22 protein-coding genes and 1 pseudogene are annotated in these 18,407 nt (G+C 59.5%); 14 read left to right on the plus strand and 9 right to left on the minus strand.

Annotation, left to right across the window (positions count from 1 at the left end):
- Position 1: 1 nt before the first annotated feature.
- The gene (locus tag CO675_RS40050; protein WP_143279065.1) at positions 2-193 is read right to left on the minus strand and encodes a hypothetical protein; all 192 of its coding nucleotides are present in this window, start codon (positions 191-193) and stop codon (positions 2-4) included.
- A 177-nt stretch (positions 194-370) separates the two neighbouring features.
- Between CO675_RS40050 and CO675_RS22090 the strand changes: the two genes are divergently transcribed.
- The 3 genes from CO675_RS22090 (at position 371) to CO675_RS22100 (ending at position 3,115) form a co-directional block, all read left to right on the plus strand.
- Positions 371-673 carry a hypothetical protein gene (locus tag CO675_RS22090; RefSeq protein ID WP_097673967.1) on the plus strand — a complete coding sequence of 101 codons (303 nt, stop codon included), beginning with the start codon at positions 371-373 and terminating at the stop codon, positions 671-673.
- A 15-nt stretch (positions 674-688) separates the two neighbouring features.
- Entirely contained in the window at positions 689-2,533 is a 1,845-nt protein-coding gene (gene ftsH / locus CO675_RS22095; protein ID WP_097673968.1) for an ATP-dependent zinc metalloprotease FtsH, read from the plus strand.
- 90 nt (positions 2,534-2,623) lie between these two features.
- A complete protein-coding gene (locus tag CO675_RS22100) occupies positions 2,624-3,115 on the plus strand; it encodes a hypothetical protein (RefSeq protein WP_097673969.1) in 492 nt (163 codons plus the stop codon).
- Between the two features lie 20 nt (positions 3,116-3,135).
- Here the strand turns inward: CO675_RS22100 and CO675_RS22105 are convergent, their stop codons facing one another.
- Positions 3,136-3,714: a LabA-like NYN domain-containing protein gene (locus CO675_RS22105; protein WP_097673970.1), complete on the minus strand. Its 579-nt coding sequence runs from the start codon at positions 3,712-3,714 to the stop codon at positions 3,136-3,138.
- Between the two features lie 633 nt (positions 3,715-4,347).
- Between CO675_RS22105 and CO675_RS40055 the strand changes: the two genes are divergently transcribed.
- The 3 genes from CO675_RS40055 to CO675_RS22115 all read left to right on the plus strand — a co-directional run bounded on the left by CO675_RS40055 (position 4,348) and on the right by CO675_RS22115 (position 5,873).
- Positions 4,348-4,683, plus strand: a complete 336-nt coding sequence (locus CO675_RS40055; protein WP_143279066.1) for a hypothetical protein — start codon at positions 4,348-4,350, stop codon at positions 4,681-4,683.
- A gap of 97 nt (positions 4,684-4,780) precedes the next feature.
- Positions 4,781-5,173, plus strand: a complete 393-nt coding sequence (locus tag CO675_RS22110; RefSeq protein ID WP_245452854.1) for a hypothetical protein — start codon at positions 4,781-4,783, stop codon at positions 5,171-5,173.
- A 181-nt stretch (positions 5,174-5,354) separates the two neighbouring features.
- Positions 5,355-5,873, plus strand: coding sequence for a c-type cytochrome (locus CO675_RS22115; RefSeq protein WP_245452855.1), 519 nt, complete (start codon positions 5,355-5,357; stop codon positions 5,871-5,873).
- A 125-nt stretch (positions 5,874-5,998) separates the two neighbouring features.
- Here CO675_RS22115 and CO675_RS22120 read toward each other — a convergent pair whose 3' ends face one another.
- Positions 5,999-6,685, minus strand: coding sequence for a CBS domain-containing protein (locus tag CO675_RS22120; protein WP_097673972.1), 687 nt, complete (start codon positions 6,683-6,685; stop codon positions 5,999-6,001).
- A 126-nt stretch (positions 6,686-6,811) separates the two neighbouring features.
- Here CO675_RS22120 and CO675_RS22125 point away from each other — a divergent pair, with 126 nt between their 5' ends.
- The 4 genes from CO675_RS22125 to CO675_RS22140 all read left to right on the plus strand — a co-directional run bounded on the left by CO675_RS22125 (position 6,812) and on the right by CO675_RS22140 (position 9,098).
- Positions 6,812-7,255 carry a baeRF12 domain-containing protein gene (locus CO675_RS22125; RefSeq protein WP_097673973.1) on the plus strand — a complete coding sequence of 148 codons (444 nt, stop codon included), beginning with the start codon at positions 6,812-6,814 and terminating at the stop codon, positions 7,253-7,255.
- Positions 7,256-7,304: 49 nt separating this feature from the next.
- Entirely contained in the window at positions 7,305-7,487 is a 183-nt protein-coding gene (locus CO675_RS22130) for a hypothetical protein (protein ID WP_097673974.1), read from the plus strand.
- Positions 7,488-7,577: 90 nt separating this feature from the next.
- Positions 7,578-8,225: a BON domain-containing protein gene (locus CO675_RS22135; RefSeq protein ID WP_097673975.1), complete on the plus strand. Its 648-nt coding sequence runs from the start codon at positions 7,578-7,580 to the stop codon at positions 8,223-8,225.
- 18 nt (positions 8,226-8,243) lie between these two features.
- Complete coding sequence (locus CO675_RS22140) at positions 8,244-9,098, plus strand: universal stress protein (protein WP_245452856.1); 855 nt, start codon at positions 8,244-8,246, stop codon at positions 9,096-9,098.
- 65 nt (positions 9,099-9,163) lie between these two features.
- Here the strand turns inward: CO675_RS22140 and CO675_RS22145 are convergent, their stop codons facing one another.
- Positions 9,164-9,397, minus strand: a complete 234-nt coding sequence (locus CO675_RS22145) for a ChaB family protein (RefSeq protein ID WP_502693395.1) — start codon at positions 9,395-9,397, stop codon at positions 9,164-9,166.
- Positions 9,398-9,558: 161 nt separating this feature from the next.
- Here CO675_RS22145 and CO675_RS22150 point away from each other — a divergent pair, with 161 nt between their 5' ends.
- Positions 9,559-10,230: a nitroreductase family protein gene (locus CO675_RS22150; RefSeq protein ID WP_245452857.1), complete on the plus strand. Its 672-nt coding sequence runs from the start codon at positions 9,559-9,561 to the stop codon at positions 10,228-10,230.
- Positions 10,231-10,350: 120 nt separating this feature from the next.
- On the opposite strand, the gene CO675_RS22155 is transcribed toward CO675_RS22150, so the two are convergent.
- From CO675_RS22155 to groL, 3 genes are all read right to left on the minus strand, one after another.
- Positions 10,351-10,878 (minus strand): Hsp20/alpha crystallin family protein, encoded by a 528-nt coding sequence (locus CO675_RS22155; RefSeq protein ID WP_097673976.1) that lies wholly within the window; start codon positions 10,876-10,878, stop codon positions 10,351-10,353.
- Positions 10,879-10,976: 98 nt separating this feature from the next.
- Positions 10,977-11,180, minus strand: a complete 204-nt coding sequence (locus CO675_RS40060) for a hypothetical protein (RefSeq protein WP_143279067.1) — start codon at positions 11,178-11,180, stop codon at positions 10,977-10,979.
- Between the two features lie 241 nt (positions 11,181-11,421).
- Positions 11,422-13,044, minus strand: a complete 1,623-nt coding sequence (gene groL, locus CO675_RS22160; RefSeq protein ID WP_097673977.1) for a chaperonin GroEL — start codon at positions 13,042-13,044, stop codon at positions 11,422-11,424.
- A 332-nt stretch (positions 13,045-13,376) separates the two neighbouring features.
- Here groL and CO675_RS41480 point away from each other — a divergent pair.
- Positions 13,377-13,856 (plus strand): annotated as a pseudogene (locus CO675_RS41480) (2-oxo acid dehydrogenase subunit E2).
- Between the two features lie 1,038 nt (positions 13,857-14,894).
- Positions 14,895-15,167, plus strand: coding sequence for a hypothetical protein (locus CO675_RS22175; protein WP_097673980.1), 273 nt, complete (start codon positions 14,895-14,897; stop codon positions 15,165-15,167).
- Positions 15,168-15,721: 554 nt separating this feature from the next.
- On the opposite strand, the gene CO675_RS41070 is transcribed toward CO675_RS22175, so the two are convergent.
- Positions 15,722-15,886, minus strand: a complete 165-nt coding sequence (locus CO675_RS41070; RefSeq protein WP_198964701.1) for a hypothetical protein — start codon at positions 15,884-15,886, stop codon at positions 15,722-15,724.
- Between the two features lie 619 nt (positions 15,887-16,505).
- Here CO675_RS41070 and CO675_RS22185 point away from each other — a divergent pair.
- Complete coding sequence (locus tag CO675_RS22185; RefSeq protein WP_245452858.1) at positions 16,506-17,000, plus strand: CDP-archaeol synthase; 495 nt, start codon at positions 16,506-16,508, stop codon at positions 16,998-17,000.
- A gap of 165 nt (positions 17,001-17,165) precedes the next feature.
- On the opposite strand, the gene CO675_RS22190 is transcribed toward CO675_RS22185, so the two are convergent.
- Positions 17,166-18,395, minus strand: a complete 1,230-nt coding sequence (locus CO675_RS22190; RefSeq protein WP_097673982.1) for an MFS transporter — start codon at positions 18,393-18,395, stop codon at positions 17,166-17,168.
- Positions 18,396-18,407: the final 12 nt, after the last annotated feature.

Below are 18,407 nucleotides of genomic sequence, written 5' to 3' on the forward strand. Positions count from 1 at the left end.
TCTAGCCGTTACGCTTCACGGCTTGCGCTGTTGCGATCAGGCGGGATTGGTGGTCGGGGGCTTGAACCGGAAGATCGGCCGGCCGTTCGCCTCTGAGGATACGGTCCACGCAGGCGCCGCGCGCGGCGACGTCGGCGGCATCGGGACCATAGGAGGCTTGCCCACCCGGCGGTACCGCCGCAGCCAACGACATCAAATTCTACGCCGAGCGAAAGCAAATCATAGCGTCGGCGATAGCGCGTCGCCTGTGGTCCGAGACTCGAAGCTGACTTGTTGTGCCCTGGTTATAAGCCTCGGCCTCCTTGATCCGAATCAACCCTTGGAGGTGCGCGGCATGGGAAGGTTGGCCATCCAATATTGGAGAGCCCGAATGTTACTGCACCTGCCGATTGTGATCCTCGCTGCGCTGCCGCCAACCTCTGTCGCGAAGGCCGTACCGACGTTCGACATCGCGCGCGAATGCCGGTCGGAGAGTGGACCGGAGATATCTCTCGAACGATGCACCCAAGACGAGGAACGGGCCCGCTCACAACTTCAGATCCAGTGGACGCAATTCGCAGCCCGCGACAGGTCCATTTGCACACAAGAAACAACTGCCGACGGTAGCGGCAGCTATGTCGAGTTGCTGATTTGCCTGGAGATGGCACGGGACGCCAAGACGCAGCCGCGCTAGTCCGGCCATAAATCGATGAGCGACAATTCACCAACGCGGAAACAGGTTCCTTGGCTTGCGATATTGGCATTTGGCTGGTTCGGCATGTTGTTGATGCAGTGGTTCCTGACCTCACACAGCACGATCGAAACCATCCCCTACAGCAGGTTTGAAGAGCTTGTCGCGCAGGGCGCCGTCACCAACGTTGTCGTTGGCAAGGACACGATTGAGGGTAGCCTCAAGGAGAGGCTTCCGGACGGAAGATCGGCCTTCGTGACGACGCGGGTGGACATGCCGTTGGCGGAGAAGCTCGCCGCCAAGGGCGTTTCGGTGACGGGGACTGCGTCCGACGGCTGGTTCGGAAACCTGATTTCATGGGTCTTTCCACTCATTCTCATGTATGGCTTCTGGTATTTCATGTTCGGCCGTCTTGGCGATCGGCAAGGAGCCGGCGGCCTCTTGGGCATCGGAAAATCTCGCGCCAAGGTTTACGTTGAGAAAGACATCAAGGTAACTTTCGCCGATGTGGCGGGTGTCGACGAGGCCAAGTTCGAACTGCAAGAGGTGGTCTCGTTTCTCAGGGATCCCAAGAGCTACGGCCGATTGGGCGCACACGTTCCAAAAGGGATATTGCTGGTCGGCCCACCGGGAACGGGCAAGACATTGCTGGCGCGAGCGGTTGCCGGCGAGGCGGGCGTGCCTTTCTTCTCGATATCGGGATCGGAGTTTGTCGAGCTGTTCGTCGGCGTCGGCGCGGCACGGGTGCGCGATCTGTTCGAGCAGGCAAGGAAGGCCGCGCCCTGCATCATCTTCGTGGATGAGCTCGATGCGCTCGGCCGCAGCCGGATGCCCGGCGCATTCGGCGGCTACGACGAGAAAGAGCAGACGCTCAATCAACTGCTCGCCGAGCTCGATGGATTCGATCCGCGGGCAGGTGTAATTCTGCTGGCTGCGACCAATCGGCCGGAGATTCTCGACCCGGCGTTGCTCCGCGCCGGTCGTTTTGATCGTCAGGTGCTGGTCGATCGTCCGGACAGGTCCGGACGACTTGCCATCCTCAAGGTTCACGTTGGAAAGATCAGGATTGGTTCTGACGTGGATCTGGACCGAATTGCAGCCCTGACCACCGGCTTCACGGGCGCCGATCTGGCCAACCTGATCAACGAAGCGGCGATTGCAGCGACGCGACGCAATGCCGATGAGGTTACCTTCGACGACTTTACGGCTGCCATCGAGCGGATCATTGCCGGTATTGAAAAGAAGAGCCGAACGCTTAATCAGAGCGAGCGCAGGCGGACTGCCTATCACGAGATGGGTCATGCCCTAGTGGCCGCCAGTCTTCCTGGCGTCGACCCTGTGCAAAAGGTGTCGATCATCCCGCGGGGCGTCGGTGCGCTCGGATACACGATGCAGCGCCCTACTGAGGACAGGTTCCTCCTGACGGTCAGCGAGCTGAAGAACAGGATAGCGGTCTTGATGGGCGGTCGCGCGGCGGAGCGCCTGATTTTCGATGGCGATGTCTCGACCGGAGCGGCCGACGACCTGCAGCGTGCCACCGAGATCGCAATCGAGATGGTGACCAAATATGGAATGGACGCGAACGTCGGACAGCGAACTTACGCTCCGAAGCCGCAGGCCTTCATGCCCGCGATGCAGGACGTTGTCGCGAGCGCAGCCCAGGAGACCAGCCGTGAGATTGATCTTGCGGTGCGGCGATTAGTCGAGGCGGGTGACGCAACCGCGCAGGATGTCCTGCAGAGACGGCGCAAGGACTTGGAGGATGGGGTCGAGATCCTCATCAAGCAGGAAACCCTGACGGCCGAGCAATTCGCGCCGCTTTGCCATACGGGGCAATCGAGCGGCATCCAGGTGGTCGCGTAGCTCGATTTTTGGCCTCTCGGTTCAATCGTCCCGCTTCGCTTCGATCCCGCTGCAAGCGGTGCACCGTTTGATCTTGGTCAACGGAAGGACTTGAGAATTCGCTATCAAAAGAAGATGGTCGTAAATGGCGAAAACTGGAGAACACGCTCCCTTCTCAGCAGGTTCGCTCATATCGTGGAGCGAACGGGGCTTGCCTTGGCCGGTGGATCGTGTGGGCTGTTCGTGGCAGCCTATACTGCAAGATCCGATTTCGGTCTGATCGGCTCCGATGGCGTGATCGCAGTCGTGATGATGTATGGCGCCGCCGGCTACTATCTTGGCATCGATCTGCCTCCTGCTCCGAAGCTAATCAGAGAGCTGTCCCCGAGGGGCTTCGGGTCCAGGGCGGACGCGGTCGAAGTGCTCAGTGCAGCCGGCACCTTTCTCACCGCGATTATGGCCGTTATTGCAGTGAGCAGCATTATTCTCGACGAGGTCGCACGTCCTCAAGGCGCTAGAGCCGAGTTTTGGGGCTGGGTTTTTGGTGCGTCCATGCAGATCGCCGCGGGTATCATTGCACGGACCCGCACGCACATTTCCTGACGCAGGTTGCGCACCTCCGTTCATCGTGGCTTGAGCGGACTAAGTATTTCGCGCGGACTTTGACGGTCGGCCGCATCGCGCCTGATCCTGGATTGCAATTCGGCAATGTCAATGAAGGTATCAGCCTGTCGGCGCAATTCGTCGGCAATCATTGATGGCCGGCCGATCATTGTGGAGACCACGGTAACTTGCACGCCGCGCCGCTGCATCGCCGCCACCAATGAGCGGAAATTGCTGTCGCCGGAGAATAGCACCATCTGATCGATATGCTCGGCCATCTCCATGGCATCGACAGCCAGATCGACGTCCATATTGCCTTTGATTTTCCGTCGGCCGCTGCCGTCGACGAACTCTTTGGCCGCCTTGGTGACAACTCTAAATCCATTGTAGTCCAACCAGTCGATCAACGGACGAAACGAAGAAAATTCCTGATCCTCGATGACGGGAGTGTAATAGATCGCACGCAGAAGCGCCCCTTGGCGTTCAAATTCCTTCAGGAGAAGCTTGTAGTCGATATCGAAACCAAGCGCCTTCGCGGTAGCGTGGAGATTGGCGCCGTCAATAAACAGTGCGATCCTGCTCGTTGTGGATGCTGACATAGGATTCGACTCGGACTATTGCGGATCGACTTCGATTCGCATTGCGACAATGAATTAGGGGATGAAAAACCAGGCCGCCATTTGGGCGGGCTTTCAAGTACGGCACCGTCTGGCGTGCCTCGAGGAAACGCGCAGCTTGCCACCGCAAGCAACAGCAACACGCTAAGGTGTCATTCCGCTTGCGAGATTGACCCGCACCGAGTTGAGTCTGATATGGCGGGTACCAGGTTGATGAACAGGTAGGCTGACATCCTCTCGCTTTCAAACGTCAATGGCGCGGCGATAGGTCGCATGCCACGATCCCGTGGCTGTTCTCACGGACGTTGCCCTGCGGTCGAGGCCCGGCGAGGCAATTCGTCGGGCGCCACCGTGAAGTCGGCTTGGCGGCCAGCTTCTGGTCTTATCCGAAGTTGACCAAAGCGCGGAGCAGTGCGCACAGACTGGCTGCCTCCGACCGTGGTTGACCATTTTGACATGAGTCAATTTGCGGGGTGAGCTGATGTACTTCAACATGTTCCGTGTCGTGTACCAGTGGCCGATGCCGCTTTGTTTCGAGATGACAGACGATTTGAGCCGAGCCACGCAAAGACAAATCGAAATAGCCTCTGGGCACGTCTGGATTGGAGAAGATCAATGGACATGCTTGCGCACTGCCGAGCCATGGTGGCGTTCTGCCGCCAGCGCTCCGTGTTTGAGGGCGAGAATGAGGCATTTTGGATGAGGGAAGCGAAGGAATGGGAAGAACTGCTTTCGGGATATTCCGGCCTCCAACCCGAACCAAGTGAAGTGTCCAGCCTCGGACCGATCTGGCCCGCCGCAGTCTGCGACGAGCGCATCTATTTGAATTATCCGCTTCGCTACCGGTGCCCTCTGACACCGCCTGAAAGAGATGATTGTCAGCGCCCCTGTCAGCTCCTCTTGGAGCGAGGTGGTTTTCCGCAAGAAGAGCCTGGCTACGGCCGGCGTTAGCCGCCAATCATGACAGGTGCAGCTGGAGCCGGTCGACGGTGCTGAGATGCACTTGACTCAAATCAACGCTCGGTTTGACGCCCGAGGCGATAAGGGAATGTCTACAACCGAGGCATTGATCATGACAGATCGCAGTGAGAATCAAGTGCACGCAAATGCCTCCGTGGAGGCCATTCAGGCCGGTGCAAAGCGCGCGATGGTGGTCCAGTCGGAGTTCTCCGAAAAGCTGATCGAGGCGAGCAAGCACTGGATGGAGCAGATTCAAACTGAATCGAATGAAGCCTGGGAGCTATTTCGAAAGTTGGGGACCACCACCTCGGTCACTGAACGGATCGAGACCCTGCAGGACTGGATCAAGGGCGTCACGCTGCGCAGTGCCGAGGACGCAACATACTTTATCGAGACGGCACGGGCGCTCGGCAATATCGAGCTGAATCTGTTCGCGTCACGGACCAATGGCGAAACCGAGACGTCGCGGAAGGCCGCTTGAACGAGCCAGATTTGGGAAACGTCTGGCCTAGCGCGCGGTCAGCAGCGGATGGTTAGGAATGGATGGACACACGTCCGTTGGTCTTAGCCACAAGCTGGTCGCTGCGCATGAAATTCTCCACTCCGCCGTTCCGGAATGATAGGACTAACTGCACCGCAAGGGCGGGGGGAGAGGGCTATTCATGGACTTCAGTCAAGCTGAAGAAAGCCCGCGCCGCCAAGCGGCTTTATCCGAAAATCGGGGGCCCGACATGATGACCCATTGCCTGAAGTCGTTGGTGATTGCCGGTCTTACCGCTGCCTTCAGTGCCGCCGTCCACGCTGAAGATGCCGATGTCGGCAAGGCCGAATTTCTAGCCTCGTGCGCAAGCTGCCATGGTGCGGATGGAAAGGGCAGAGGACCCGTCAGTGAGCTGCTGAAGGTGCCGCCTGCCGATCTGACGACCTTGGCCAAGAACAATAACGGGGTCTTTCCTATAAGCGCCGTTTATGAAGCCATAGATGGACGGAGAACAATCTCAGCGCACGGCACGCATGAAATGCCGATTTGGGGAGAACGATTCAACCCCGTCAAGAGCTTGCCTCACATAGTCGATCCGCCCTACGACGCGCTCGATCCTTCGCGGGATTTGCGGGAGGTCGTTGTGCGAACACGTATCCTCGCCATCATCGATTATCTGAACCGAATTCAGCTAAAATAGCAGCTGCGAAGGCATCCGGGATGATCGACGGCCGCGCTTTCTTCCGACGCCTGCCGACATTCACGTGACCGCAGGTGAGCTCAATTGCCTTGGCCACCGTACCTAGCGTCTCGCCATCGCTGGGATCAGTACGCGAGTATCGGTGTCTCCAGAAGGTGGTCGTTCACGGCGGTGACGCCGGGGATGGCCTCGGCGGCAACGCGAATCGCCGCTCGCTCGGCGGCAGAAGAAGCATAGCCCCACAGGTCGACGACGCCGTTCTGAACGGTCGCATTCAGGTTGAAAATGTGCGCCCAAGGCTGCTTCCGAAGCTCGTCAAGCAACTTCTTCCGAATGACTGAATCGGCAGGTGAAATCTCAAGTTTCGGGCGGGCGCTCGCGACCGCCTGGAGCAGATTGGCCCTGCTGACGATGCCGACAAGCTGGCCATGTTTATCGACGATCGGAACACGCTTGATCCGGTGCTTTTCGAGCAGCGCCGCTATGTCATGCACAGGAGTTTCGGGCGTCGCGGTTGCGACCTCTCGGGTCATGATGTCCCTGATCTTGACGGCATGGGACTTCACATAGTCGGAGGCCATTTGCGCATCGCCGGACAGCAGCCGCAGCCACCACGAATAGGGACGTTCCGTGCCCGCCTCGGTCCGATGCATCAGATCGCTTTCCGTGACGATGCCGACGACCTTGCCGCCGTCATCGACGACAGGAACAGCGCTGATGCGGTGCTGCAGCAGAATGGCGGCAACTCGCTGCACCGTCGCATTTACCCCAACGGTAATGACGGGCGAAACCATGACATCGCGTGCTTGCATGACGGGGCTCCCTGTGAACAGGCAAAGTGCCATATCGCAGGATCGGTCCCTATCGTGGTTGATCCCGATCAATTGGTCGGAGCTATCGTTGCTCTAGAAATTCTCCCCAGAAGTGGAGGGAGTTCGATGACGAGGATTCCGCATAATGCTCTCGTGTTTGTTGGCGACGGGCGCAAGGCGCTGTTTCTTCGCAATGAAGGCGACGAAAGAGTTCCCAACTTGAAGCCCGAAGCTGTCTTCGAAGATCAGAACCCGGCAACGCACATGCAAGGCACTGACCGACCGGGGCACCTGGCCAAAGGACTTCATTCAGGGCAAAGGAGCGCTGTCGAATCGACAGACTGGCACCGTCTCGAGGAGCATCGCTTTACGAAGCAGGTGGCGGAGGCCGCTGAGCTGATCGTTCGCAGTGGAAGAGCGAAGGCGCTTGTCATCGTTGCGCCGCCACGAACGTTGGCTGAGCTGAGGACTGTGCTGCATCCCGATGTCAAGCACCATATCGTCGCCGAGATTGCAAAGGACCTCACCAAGCATCCGATCTGGGAAATCGAGAAGCATTTGCTGAATTGACCGGTACTGTCCGCGCGAGCGGGCTGCAGGTAAAACGAAGTTGTCGACGATGCGCGATATGCTGTTGGGTCCGCGAAGGGAACGTTGCGGGCCGGTCGATGAACTGGACGAGGCGCCCAGCCTTGTCGATGGTCACGAGGTCGACGTGGAGCGCGATGTGCCTCTCGGCAACAACGAGCCGGTCGAACGAGACGCCGCCGAGGAAGCTGAGCGTCCTATGTTCGATCAATAACTGGAGCGGGCGAGCGGGGTTGATCCAGCGCAAGGAAGCGGCGGCTGACCGGCGCTTTCATAGCAATTTCAAAAGGAACCGGAGGCAGTCATGAGTGCACTGGAACTGCGTCAGAACGTGTTGGACGAGCTTGAGTTCGAACCCAGCGTGAACGCTGCCCACATCGGTGTCACGGCGGAAGGAGGCGTTGTCACGCTGAGCGGGTACGTCGAGAGCTACCTGCAGAAGCTGTCAGCGATCTCGGCGGCGCGCCGAGTCAAGGGCGTGAAGGCGATCGCGGACGAGATCGATGTTCGTGCTCCGGCTGACAAGAAGACCGCCGATGATGAAATCGCCAAGAGGGCGCTGGACATGCTCGCTTGGGATACGGTGGTGCCGCCCGGGATTACCGTTCTGGTCCGGGATGGCTGGGTCACGCTGTCGGGAAACGTCGACTGGCATTTCCAGAAGCGGGCCGCCGAGGATGATATCAAGAAGCTGTCCGGCATCAGCGGCCTCAGCAATAACATCCAGATTGCTCCACGCATCAAGTCCGAGAACGTCAAGGCCAAGATCGAGGACGCATTGAAGCGGCACGCCGCGACGCAGGCAAAGGCGATCCGCGTGACCGTCCGCGACAACGACAATGTGCTGCTCGAGGGAAAAGTCGACAACTGGCAGGAGCGGCGCGCAATCGAGCGGGCCGCGTGGTCGGCACCCGGGGTTCAATCAGTCGAGGATCGTATGACGATCGGCTGAAATGCGAAGGGTGGCGGAATGATCGGTGAGATCGATCCAGGGAGCAGGCAAATGTTCTTGGCCAATGTCATGGTGTATGTCGACCCCGGGCAGCAGGACGAGGGGCAGATTCGTGTCGCTGCAGGGATCGCGGAGACGTTCCACGCATCGATCATCGGCGTTTGTGCATCTCCCATCGATCCTCCCCTCGTGGTCGATGGAGTGGTCATCGAGCAAACGACAGAGGAGGAGCTGAAGAGAAAGCAAGCAGATCTCGCGGCGAAGGCGGAATGGTTCAGCAAGATCGCTCGCGGGGGGCGCCATGAGGTGCAATGGCGCTCGGCCCTGGAATCCCCAACTACGTTCCTGGCGGAGCAGGCAAGAGCTGCGGATCTCGTTGTCTTCAGGCGCAGGAAAATCGAATCCGATCGTTTTCACTACCTCGACTCGGCCGAGGCCGTCGTTCGGATGGGGCGTCCGACACTCTCGGTGCCGGAAGGCGTGACCAAGCTGTCGGGAGATCGCATCGTCGTTGGCTGGAAGGACACCCGCGAGGCGCGGCTGGCCATTCGGGACGCGCTGCCGTTCCTGACCCGGGCTTCGAAAGTAACGGTTGCCGAGATCTGTACGTCAGATGAGCAGGACGTTGCGGCCCGTCGGCTGCGTGACGTTGCCGGCTACCTGGAGCGGCACGGCGTCAATTGCCAGTTCGAGGTCCGCGTCCATGCGGCCGAACCGGATGGAGATTATCTCATCAGGCTGGCGGAGAGAGAGGGGGCAGACCTGATCGTCACCGGAGGTTACGGGCACAGCCGGCTTGGTGAATGGATTTTTGGTGGCATGACGCGGAGTCTGCTCCAGCAAGCTCCCATCTGCTTGATGATGTCGCACTAGGCCGGCTGCTGTACGGCCCGTCAATCGACTTATGGAGGTCATGACAATTGTGCGGCGGGCGTAGTCTAGCGACGATCCGACCGGGCAACCCAATGATCACCGAGCTTGACGTACGAACGTTTGACCGCGGACCATGCGGTCCGGTGAGCGATCTCTTCTTGCCGGCGGTCTCCGGCATGCGCGGCAAAGCAATGGTTGAAGGCCTCGCGATAGATGTCCTGGGCGTGAGACGGCAGATGACTGCGGATCGGGAGTGGAAGGTCTTCGTTCAAGCGGTACGGCAAACGGATCTCCGTCAAGCGTTCACCGACTGACTTGCTCGCGGAGCAGCCAAGTCAAGTTCCGACGTCACGAAAACAGTTTCAAAAATAACAATAACGCGGAACGAGCCGATAATGGCTTGATGCGCATCAACCTGCCAGTGCAGGCGCCACAGTGAACTCGCCAGCAGGACGCGTCGATGGATGGCGCAATTGCGCTGGGTCAAGGTGTGGATTGCCATGAAGGTCTGATATTGGCTTTTCGCAAGGAGAAGCTGATGCTGACCTATTCCAAGCTCGACACCCTGACGGCAATCTATCAGCGGCGGGCCGTGAGAAGTTATGCGCCCGATGAAATTGAACGAGGCACGATCGAACAATTGCTTGGCGCGGCGGTGCAGGCGCCCACAGCGCTTCATGCGGAGCCCTGGGCATTTGTGGTCATTCAGGACAAGGCACGCTTGCGACAATATTCAGATCGCGCCAAGGCCCTGCTGCTCGGCCAGCAGCAAGCGACGTCCCATTTCCAGAAGGCCGAGCCGCGCGCACTGGCGATGCTGTCCGACCCCAACTTCAACGTGTTCTATGACGCCGGCACGCTAATCGTCGTGTGTTGCAAGGCGAAGGGGCCGTTCGTCGAGGCGGATTGCTGGCTGGCGGCACAGAATCTCATGCTCGCAGCCACCGCGCAGGGGCTTGGCACCTGCTGCATCGGGTTTGCGGTCGGCATTCTAAATGCGCCTGAGATCAAGGCGGAGCTCGGAATTCCGGAAAGCGGCGCGGCCATTGCCCCAATCATCCTGGGCGTGCCACGCGCGGTGCCGGCCGGCGGTTCCCGCAAGCCACCGGTCATTCTACGCTGGGTGCCGTAGTTCTCACCCCGAGAGGGGCTTATCGGTCACCACCGAACGGAGCGAGGCCTGTCGGCCGAAGCGCAAGAACATGCCCCGGACGCATGGAGCGTCCGGGGCAGTCGGGGAGTCCTTGAATGATCAGGCTGCCTTCACGGGAATCTGCTTCGCGGACTTGACCGCTTCGGGTTTCTTCGGAAGCTTCACCGAGAGCACGCCTTTGGCGAATGCTGCCTCGATCTTGTCGGCATCGACGCCCTGCGGCATGGCGAAGGATCGCTCGAACGAACCGAAGCTGCGCTCCTGGAGGTAGTAGTCCGTCTTCTTCTCTTCTTTTTCCTCGCGCTTCTCGCCCTTGATCGTCAGGACGTCGTTGGCGACCTTGACCTCGATGTTCTTCTCGTCCATGCCGGGCAGCTCGGCCGTGATCTCGTAGGCATTGTCTTTCTCGACCACGTCGACAGCCGGTGCGGACGCCCAAGCAGCCTGGCGCTGCGGGACGATGTCGAGGAGTGAGCTGCGGAAGGGCGAACGCCAGAAGCCGCGATCGAAATCGTCGAACAGGCGGTTCATTTCGCTGCGCAGGCTTTCAAAAGGACGCCATGCCGACGCGAGAGCTGCAGCCTTGTCGTCAGCCTTGACGGGAAGCTTGCTTACGTTCTCTGCCATTTTCGTACCTCATGTGCTGGATTGACGTTACGGCAAAACGATACATGTCCATACGGACGCCGCGTTTGCGTCAGATCAAATCTTCCCTTGCCTCGACTTCACTTCAGCTCGGCAAGAGCAAGCGCCTGAGAAGCGCTTGGCGCGGAGGGACGGTAGATAGCGACCTTGCGATTGGACGTGTCGACCTTGCTCTCTCCTCGACCATACGACGCGATGAAGGTCATCGCGACGATTGCTGCAACAGCGACTACGACAATCTTGCGGTAGGTCGCCCGATCTGTTGTGTGGAAGGAGTGGCTCACGGCTGCTTCTCGAGATGGCTCGGTGAAGTCAGTCTGCCCGGTGAATCCGCGCCTGAAAATCCGGGACCGATCCCTAAGCACAAATACGGATGAAGCAGCGCCGCGTCATCCGTCCGGCCAGATTGATCCAGGTCAGCGTTTTATGCCGCTTGGGGTGACCCAGCGGCGGTCATGGAGGATACGATACGCGTCTGACGCGATCGGCGTGGACCAACTGGCCAACTCCTGCAAGCCGTCTTCCTCATAAGGCCATATCCGGCTCAGGCATGCGGTCGCGCTTCGGCTCCGGAATCTCCGTCATGGTTGCTTCGGTCAGCAACAGGATGCTTGCGACCGACACGGCGTTTTCCAGTGCGATCCTCACCACCTTGACCGGATCGACGATACCGGCCTCGACGAGATCGACATATTCCTTGCGCGCTGCATCGAAGCCGAAATTGCCTTGGCCGCCCAACATGCGCGCCACCACCACGCCGCCGTCGACCGCGGAGTTCTCGGCGATCTGGCGGACTGGAGCCTCGAGCGCGCGCTTCAGGATCAGAATCCCGGTCTTCTCGTCACCTTCGCAAGCCGCTTCCTCCTTGCTGACGGCATCCGTGCACCTGAGAAGGGCAAGTCCGCCACCCGGGACGATGCCTTCGGCCACAGCTGCCTTGGTCGAGCTGATGGCGTCGTCGAGTGCTTCCTTCTTGGCCTTCATCTCCGCCTCGGTGGGCGCGCCGACCCTGATCACCGCGACCCCGCCGGACAGCTTTGCGAGCCGCTCCTCGAGCTTTTCCTTGTCGTATTGGCTGGTCGTTTTCTCTATTTCGCGCCGGATCTGCTGCAAGCGCGCCTCGATCAGCGCACGACCGCCCTTGCTGCCGATCAGCGTGGTATTTTCCTTGTCGCAGACGACGCGCGAGGCGTGGCCGAGCTGTTCCACAGTGACATTCTCGAGCTTCAGCCCGACCTCGCCGGATATCACTTGGGCGCCGGTCAAGATCGCGATGTCTTCCAACATCGCCTTGCGCCGATCGCCAAATCCCGGAGCCTTCGCGGCGCAGATCTTCAGGACGCCGCGAAGCCGGTTGACGACCAAGGTTGCAAGCGCGTCACCCTCGATATCCTCGGCGATGATCAGCAGTGGTCGTCCTGACTTGGCGATTTGCTCGAGCAGGGGTACGAGTTCGTTCAACGCGCTGATCTTGTGGTCACACAGCAGGATGAAGGGGTCGTCGAGGATCGCTTCCATCCGCTCTGCGTCGCTGACGAAATAGGGGGAGAGGAAGCCGCGATCGAATTTCATCCCTTCTACGACGTCGAGGGATGTCTCGGTGGTCTTGGACTCTTCGACCGAGATCACGCCTTCGCCACCGACCCGTTCTAGGGCGTCGGCGACCAGGCTGCCGATCGACGGATCGTTGTGCGCCGAGATCGTGGCAACCTGCGCCTTTTCCTCTTTCGTCTTGACAGGCCGGGCCATCCCGCGGAGTGCTGCGGTCGCAGCACGCGCCGCGCGGTCGAGCCCACGCTTTAAGTCGATGGCGCTGGCGCCCGCAACGACGTTCCTGACCCCGTCAGCGAGGATCGCGTGCGCCAGGATTGTCGCAGTGCTCGTTCCATCACCAACGACGTCGCCGGTCTTCTCGGCCGCCTGCCTGAGCACTTGTGCGCCGAGGTTTTCTTCGGGATCCTTGAGGTCGAATTCCTTTGCAATCGTCACACCGTCATTGCAGACGATTGGCGTGCCCCAGCCCTTCTGGATCAGCACCGATTTAGATTTCGGGCCCAGCGTGACCCGTACGGCATCCGCGAGAAGCGCGGCGCCGCGCAATACCTTCTCGCGAGCAGCTGCGTGAAAAAGAACCTGCTTGTGGGGCATTTGTGGATATCCTCATAAGATCAATTCTAAAAAGTTTAGCGGCCGCACGGCGATCGTATTTGACCCTGGTCAAGCAAGACGGCCGTCGCAAGCGCGATTGATTCAGATCAACATCAGCGCGTCTGCAATCTGATCCACTTAATTTGCGCAGACCCCACTGCGTACCCCAACTACCCCAAAGGCTGCCAGCTCGCCCCCCAGCTGGCAGTCGGGTTGGAAGAAATGGGTGGAGGCGCTCCTTCGGCAGACTGGCGGAGGACAGTGGGCAACGATCAGAAGCAGGAAGGGCGCCGCCGACGTTCCGGGTAACGGCACGATCTTCGCTCGAACCCTTGCAGACCCTTGGCAAAAAGCAGAGTCTCTCGTTGACTGTCTTGCTCGCGCGAGCCTGCGCCGCGGCGACCTCGGCACATCCGCTGCTCAATTCCGCCTATATGACGCACGGTTTTGCCCATCGGACACGGATCTATATCGGCGTCGCAGTCGACGCCGCGGGCAGCCTGTTTGCACCGGTGCTCCGCGACGTCGCAGGGCGTTCCGCCGCCGAGCTCGCCAGCGATTGACGGAGCCTGTTCGGCAAGGTCAACGCGAAGCGCCTGGCGCTTGCCGACTATCGTGGCGCTACATTCTATCCGTCGAATCTCGGTACGTTTGCAGGGGTGGAGTCGTTCGTTGCGGTGGTGCCGGCCGGTGCTTCCGCAATCCTCGCGGTCGCCGCCATTCGTGCGGAGGGAACGTTCGTCACCCTTTGCTGCGACCATCGCATGGTGTTCGACGGCGGATGCCGCGCGCTTCCTGGAAACGCTGGGTGAAGTTTTTGCCAGTCCCGAGAAACTCGTGTGATCAAGGAGGTGCTGTCGGCCGAAGGCCCACATCGCAATTGAAATCCGAAAGTCAAACAGGATCGGAAATCTAGCTGGGTTACGATGGTAGCAGGCCGAGATCGGTGAGACAGGGCGACAAATCTTTTGTGGCCCAATGGCGAGATTGATCGAGGTCTTGCTTAACGCTTCCAACGTATAGCTGACCTCTTCAACCGTCGGCCCCTCGAGCATCGGTTCGATGCCAGGTGACCAGCGAAGGATCCAGCCGGGCTGAATCGATTTTGGCCGGGGCGAAGCCTTCAAGGTTGAATGAGCAATATGGTTACGCGGGTCTACGTGAGAACTGGGGACCGAAAGGAGCACCAAATATCCGCTCCCAGCGGTCGCCGGGAATCGACAGCTTCCGCAAGAGATCGAGCAGCGCCAGGCGTGGAGGCTAAATCCCCGTTGCGCCAGCCGTTGATCCAGGTCAAAGCAATCGAACCCGAGCTGATTTTGTGGGGTTTGGCTCAATACCCCGCACCGAAAGCGAGTTGAGGGGGCATGGAATGCCGGCTTGAATGGCTTCCGGAAAACTACTTAAGCGAACTACCGAAATTTCGAGACGCGGCTTCCTTTGCTACTCTACCACATAGCAATGAGAACGGAGGCAGCCATGATTGCGATCTCGCTTTATTTGGTGAGCGTCGGCCTCTTCGGCGCTCACGTTTGGGACCTCTACAAAAATTCGAGACCGGCCGCGGTGCGGGTTATCAACAGGCGCTCTCGGTGACGATCATGCCGGAAATTGTGCCGCCCCACGTTCGTCGAGCTGTAGACGAGGCTTGGGCTTCGAACCTCAAGCAGCAGGTGTGCGCGTGGAAAGCAGCACGTTCAGAGCGAAGAAGCACCACCGACACCGGAGTCGTCGTCGTTCGCCGCTTGAGGAAGACCAACGCTGTGCAGAGGCCAGCAACGGCGGACGGTAAGCTCGCGCCACATGCAGGCTTCGCGCGCGCGACATGAGTAAAGAGCGGGAGGTTAGGCATGCGCCTGGAACTGAAGCTCGCCATTTTCGCAATCACGCTTTTGCTACCGAAGACTCACCTATACCTGTCCACCAACGACGCCATCCCGGTGGCGCAAACCGCTTCTTCTGAGCGATCGATACCAGAGAGAGACACGGTGGCCCATTGGGATTTGAGCTCGACTGCTTGCCGCCCCGTGTTTCTTCACAGCAAGCAGGTGCGCACTGCGAAGCTTGGCCAAGACGACAGCGACATTGTCGTCGTTCACGCGATGGCCGCGAGCGGCTCGTAAACGCCCTGCGAAGTCTATGCTCTCATTGCATGAGGAAGGCGTGCGTTAGCGTAGCCGTGACAAGCAACGCGGCGCTGAAGATCGCGATGCCGAGACAGACGCGCGCTGGGACCGAATACGAAGCAAAATGGGGCTGTTCGACCATGACGTGTTCCCACTGCCTAAAAATTGCATGATACGAATCTCGTGAGGCTCCGTTTGATCTGGATCACATCGGGGGGCAATCCGATGCACCGAGCGAGAGCATCACCAGCTCTGCACATCGAACGCGGTCGCCAACTGAGGCGGCCTATTTCTTTTCCCAGTATCGCCAGTGCGTCGGATGAAGCTCTACTCGACTGCCGGTAGCAGTTTTGGTCCAACCGCCGACAACGCGACGGCAGGGGAAGACCACGGCATGTATGTCCTCATCGGCCTCAATGACGGCCAATTCCAAGTCCTGTTCGAAGGGGGCACTTTCTATGCTCATCCATGGCATAGTTGTAAAAATAGTCACTGTCCCAGCAGGACCGTTTGACGATCGTCAAAAGCACCGCATCAATGCGGAAGCATCTTCACTTCTTTTCAGGGGTCCTGCGATTTTTGGCTCGCCATTCGGCAAGCTTGGCCTCTTCCTCCGCCAATAGCTTGCGGAGGGCTGCGATCTTATCGCGGTCGGTTTCTGAGCCTAACAGCTCCTTGTAATGGGCGATGTTGGCCTGCATCACAAATTCCGGCACGGCGCGACTTCTCCTTTCCCTTTCTTGAGCTGAATCCACGAGCCAAGTTCCATTGTGCCCCGTTTTCAGGCGGACAGCGACTCAGATTTGGAGACATACATGGTCGCCGCAAGACCAAAATCCGGTAGCCGATGAGAGCCGCCAGCTGACGCCAGCGATGTTTCGGGGAGGAAATGTTTCCCTTTGTTCCCGGTTTCGCCGTCCGATCGGTCGGGATCCCGCCCGAACACGCGCATTTCTTGGCGGACGCGGCTCACCGACCCGAATGCGAGCGCGAGGCGACGGTCGCCAGGTCGCGCCGGCTCGCATTTTTGTACTCCGAGCGACGCGCCGGGTGGACGGAGACTATCCTCGCGCTCTCCGGTCGCGGTCAGGATGGCCGGTCCGCGAGCTGAGGGCTCCCGAGGAATTGACCACCCCCACCTCGCGATCGAATCGCGCCTGCCAGTGCCGCCGATCCTGCGGTAGATATCCGTCGATAGTCCAAGTGGGCTTTTTGTTTTTATTTCTGAGCTTTTTGCGCGTGAACCAGGGACGCCGGTCGGCGGGAAACAGACGTCAGACTTTCTGACTACCCATGGCATCATTGAACATCGGCGGTCGGATCAGGAGGTGATTCTTGCAGTTGCAGCCGTTTTCGATCCTACAGGCGCTCGCCTTGCTGGCGCTGGCTAACGGCACACCCGTCGTCGCCAAAAAGATTTTCGGGCAATCCTTTGCGCTGCCACTTGATGGCGGCCTTGTATTTTTGGATGGACAGCCGCTATTCGGCCGATCGAAAACCATCCGCGGGATATTGCTTTCCGTTGCGGTGACAACCGCACTCGCGCCGCTGATCGGCCTGGACTTTAGCGTCGGTGCGATCGCGGCAACTGCTGCCATGGCAGGCGATCTCGGATCCAGCTTCGTCAAACGCCGATTGAAATTTCCGCCAAGCAGTCAGGCGCTCGGGATAGACCAGTTGCCGGAATCTCTGTTGTCGCTACTGGCGTGCCGTGCGGCGCTCGCACTGACGGCGGTCGACATCGCAATTTGCGTAGGGATGTTCTTTGTCGGTGAGGTCGTCCTGTCGCGCATTCTCTACCGCGCCCACCTGCGCGATGAACCCTACTAACTCGAGCGTGTTTCGGCTCACGGAACGAGCCCAATATCAGTTCTCGATGTGGAAGAGAGTCAGACCTTGTCCGAATGCGCTTCGTGATCGGTCTTGACCCCAGCCGCCGTTTCGCATGCACTCGTCCAAAACGTCGTTCCAGTTTCTTCAGAAGGTCCTTATGTATTAGCGATCTCCCGCGCGCGGGCCTGCCGGTGTCGTTTCTGCCTTCATGGCAACGTATATTATGAACACCGCCGCGCCTGAGAAGGCCGCGCCGGCGAGAAATGTCGACGTCGACCCAAAAGCCTGCCACAGCCAACCCGCGAGGACGCTCGCGACAAGGAGCGTACCCCCCGTTACAAGGTTAAACAGGCCGAAGGCGGTGCCGCGCAAATCTTCAGGGGCGGTATCGGCGACCAACGCCGACAATAACCCTTGCGAAAGTCCCAAATGAAGGCCCCAGAGCGCGACACCCGCGAGCACGCCGCCAAGGCCGGGGACAAAGGCCAGCGTGAGATCGGCAAAGAACAATGTTCCCAGCCCCCAAGACAGCAGTTTCGGCCGCCCTATCCTGTCCGAGAGAATTCCGGCCGGGGTTGCGACCAGGGCGTAGACCAAATTCATCCATACGAACACCAGCGGAATCAAGGCCAGCGCAAGTCCTTCGGCTTGTGCCTTCAGCACGAGAAAAGCTTGGCTGAAACGGGCCAACGTGAACATGGCGCCAACCATCACGACCACCCAGAAGCCTCGGGACAAGCGCCTCAGTTCGTCCTTGCGGATCGGCGAGCCGCGCTTCTTCGTTCCCTTGGCGCTGTCTGGCTCGTGCACGCCGACAATAGCGAGCAGTACTGCCAAGGCGGCCGGAACCACCGCCCACCAAAACACGGAGCGGAATTCGTTCGCATAGAGCGCCATCAGCATCATCGCGAGCAATGGTCCCGCAAATCCCCCCACTGTATCGAGCGCCTGGCGGATGCCGTAGCCAGCGCCTCGAATTGCGGGTGGAGTAATGTCGGCCACAAGAGCATCGCGCGGTGCATCGCGGATACCCTTGCCGACGCGATCGACGAAACGCGCGACCAGAACTTCCCAAGCCGTGCTCGCGAGGGGAAATATCGGCTTGGTGCCCGCGGCCAGTGCATAACCAATGACGACCAGGAGTTTGCGCTTGCCGATGCGGTCGGAAAGGGCGCCTGAGAAAACCTTGGCCGTCGCTGCGGTGGCCTCGGCAACCCCTTCGATCAGGCCAACCGCCGTCGTACTGGCGCCGACCACGGTCACGAGAAACACGGGAAGCAGGCTGTGAATGAGCTCGGACGAGACGTCCATCAGCAGCGAAACAATGCCGAGCGCCCAAATGCTTTTCGGAACGTCAAGCCAGGTCGCTGACGATGATTGTGTCGCTTTCATTGATAAAACCTA

Origin of the sequence: Bradyrhizobium sp. C9 (assembly GCF_002532045.1) — a bacterium.
Classification (GTDB): domain Bacteria; phylum Pseudomonadota; class Alphaproteobacteria; order Rhizobiales; family Xanthobacteraceae; genus Bradyrhizobium.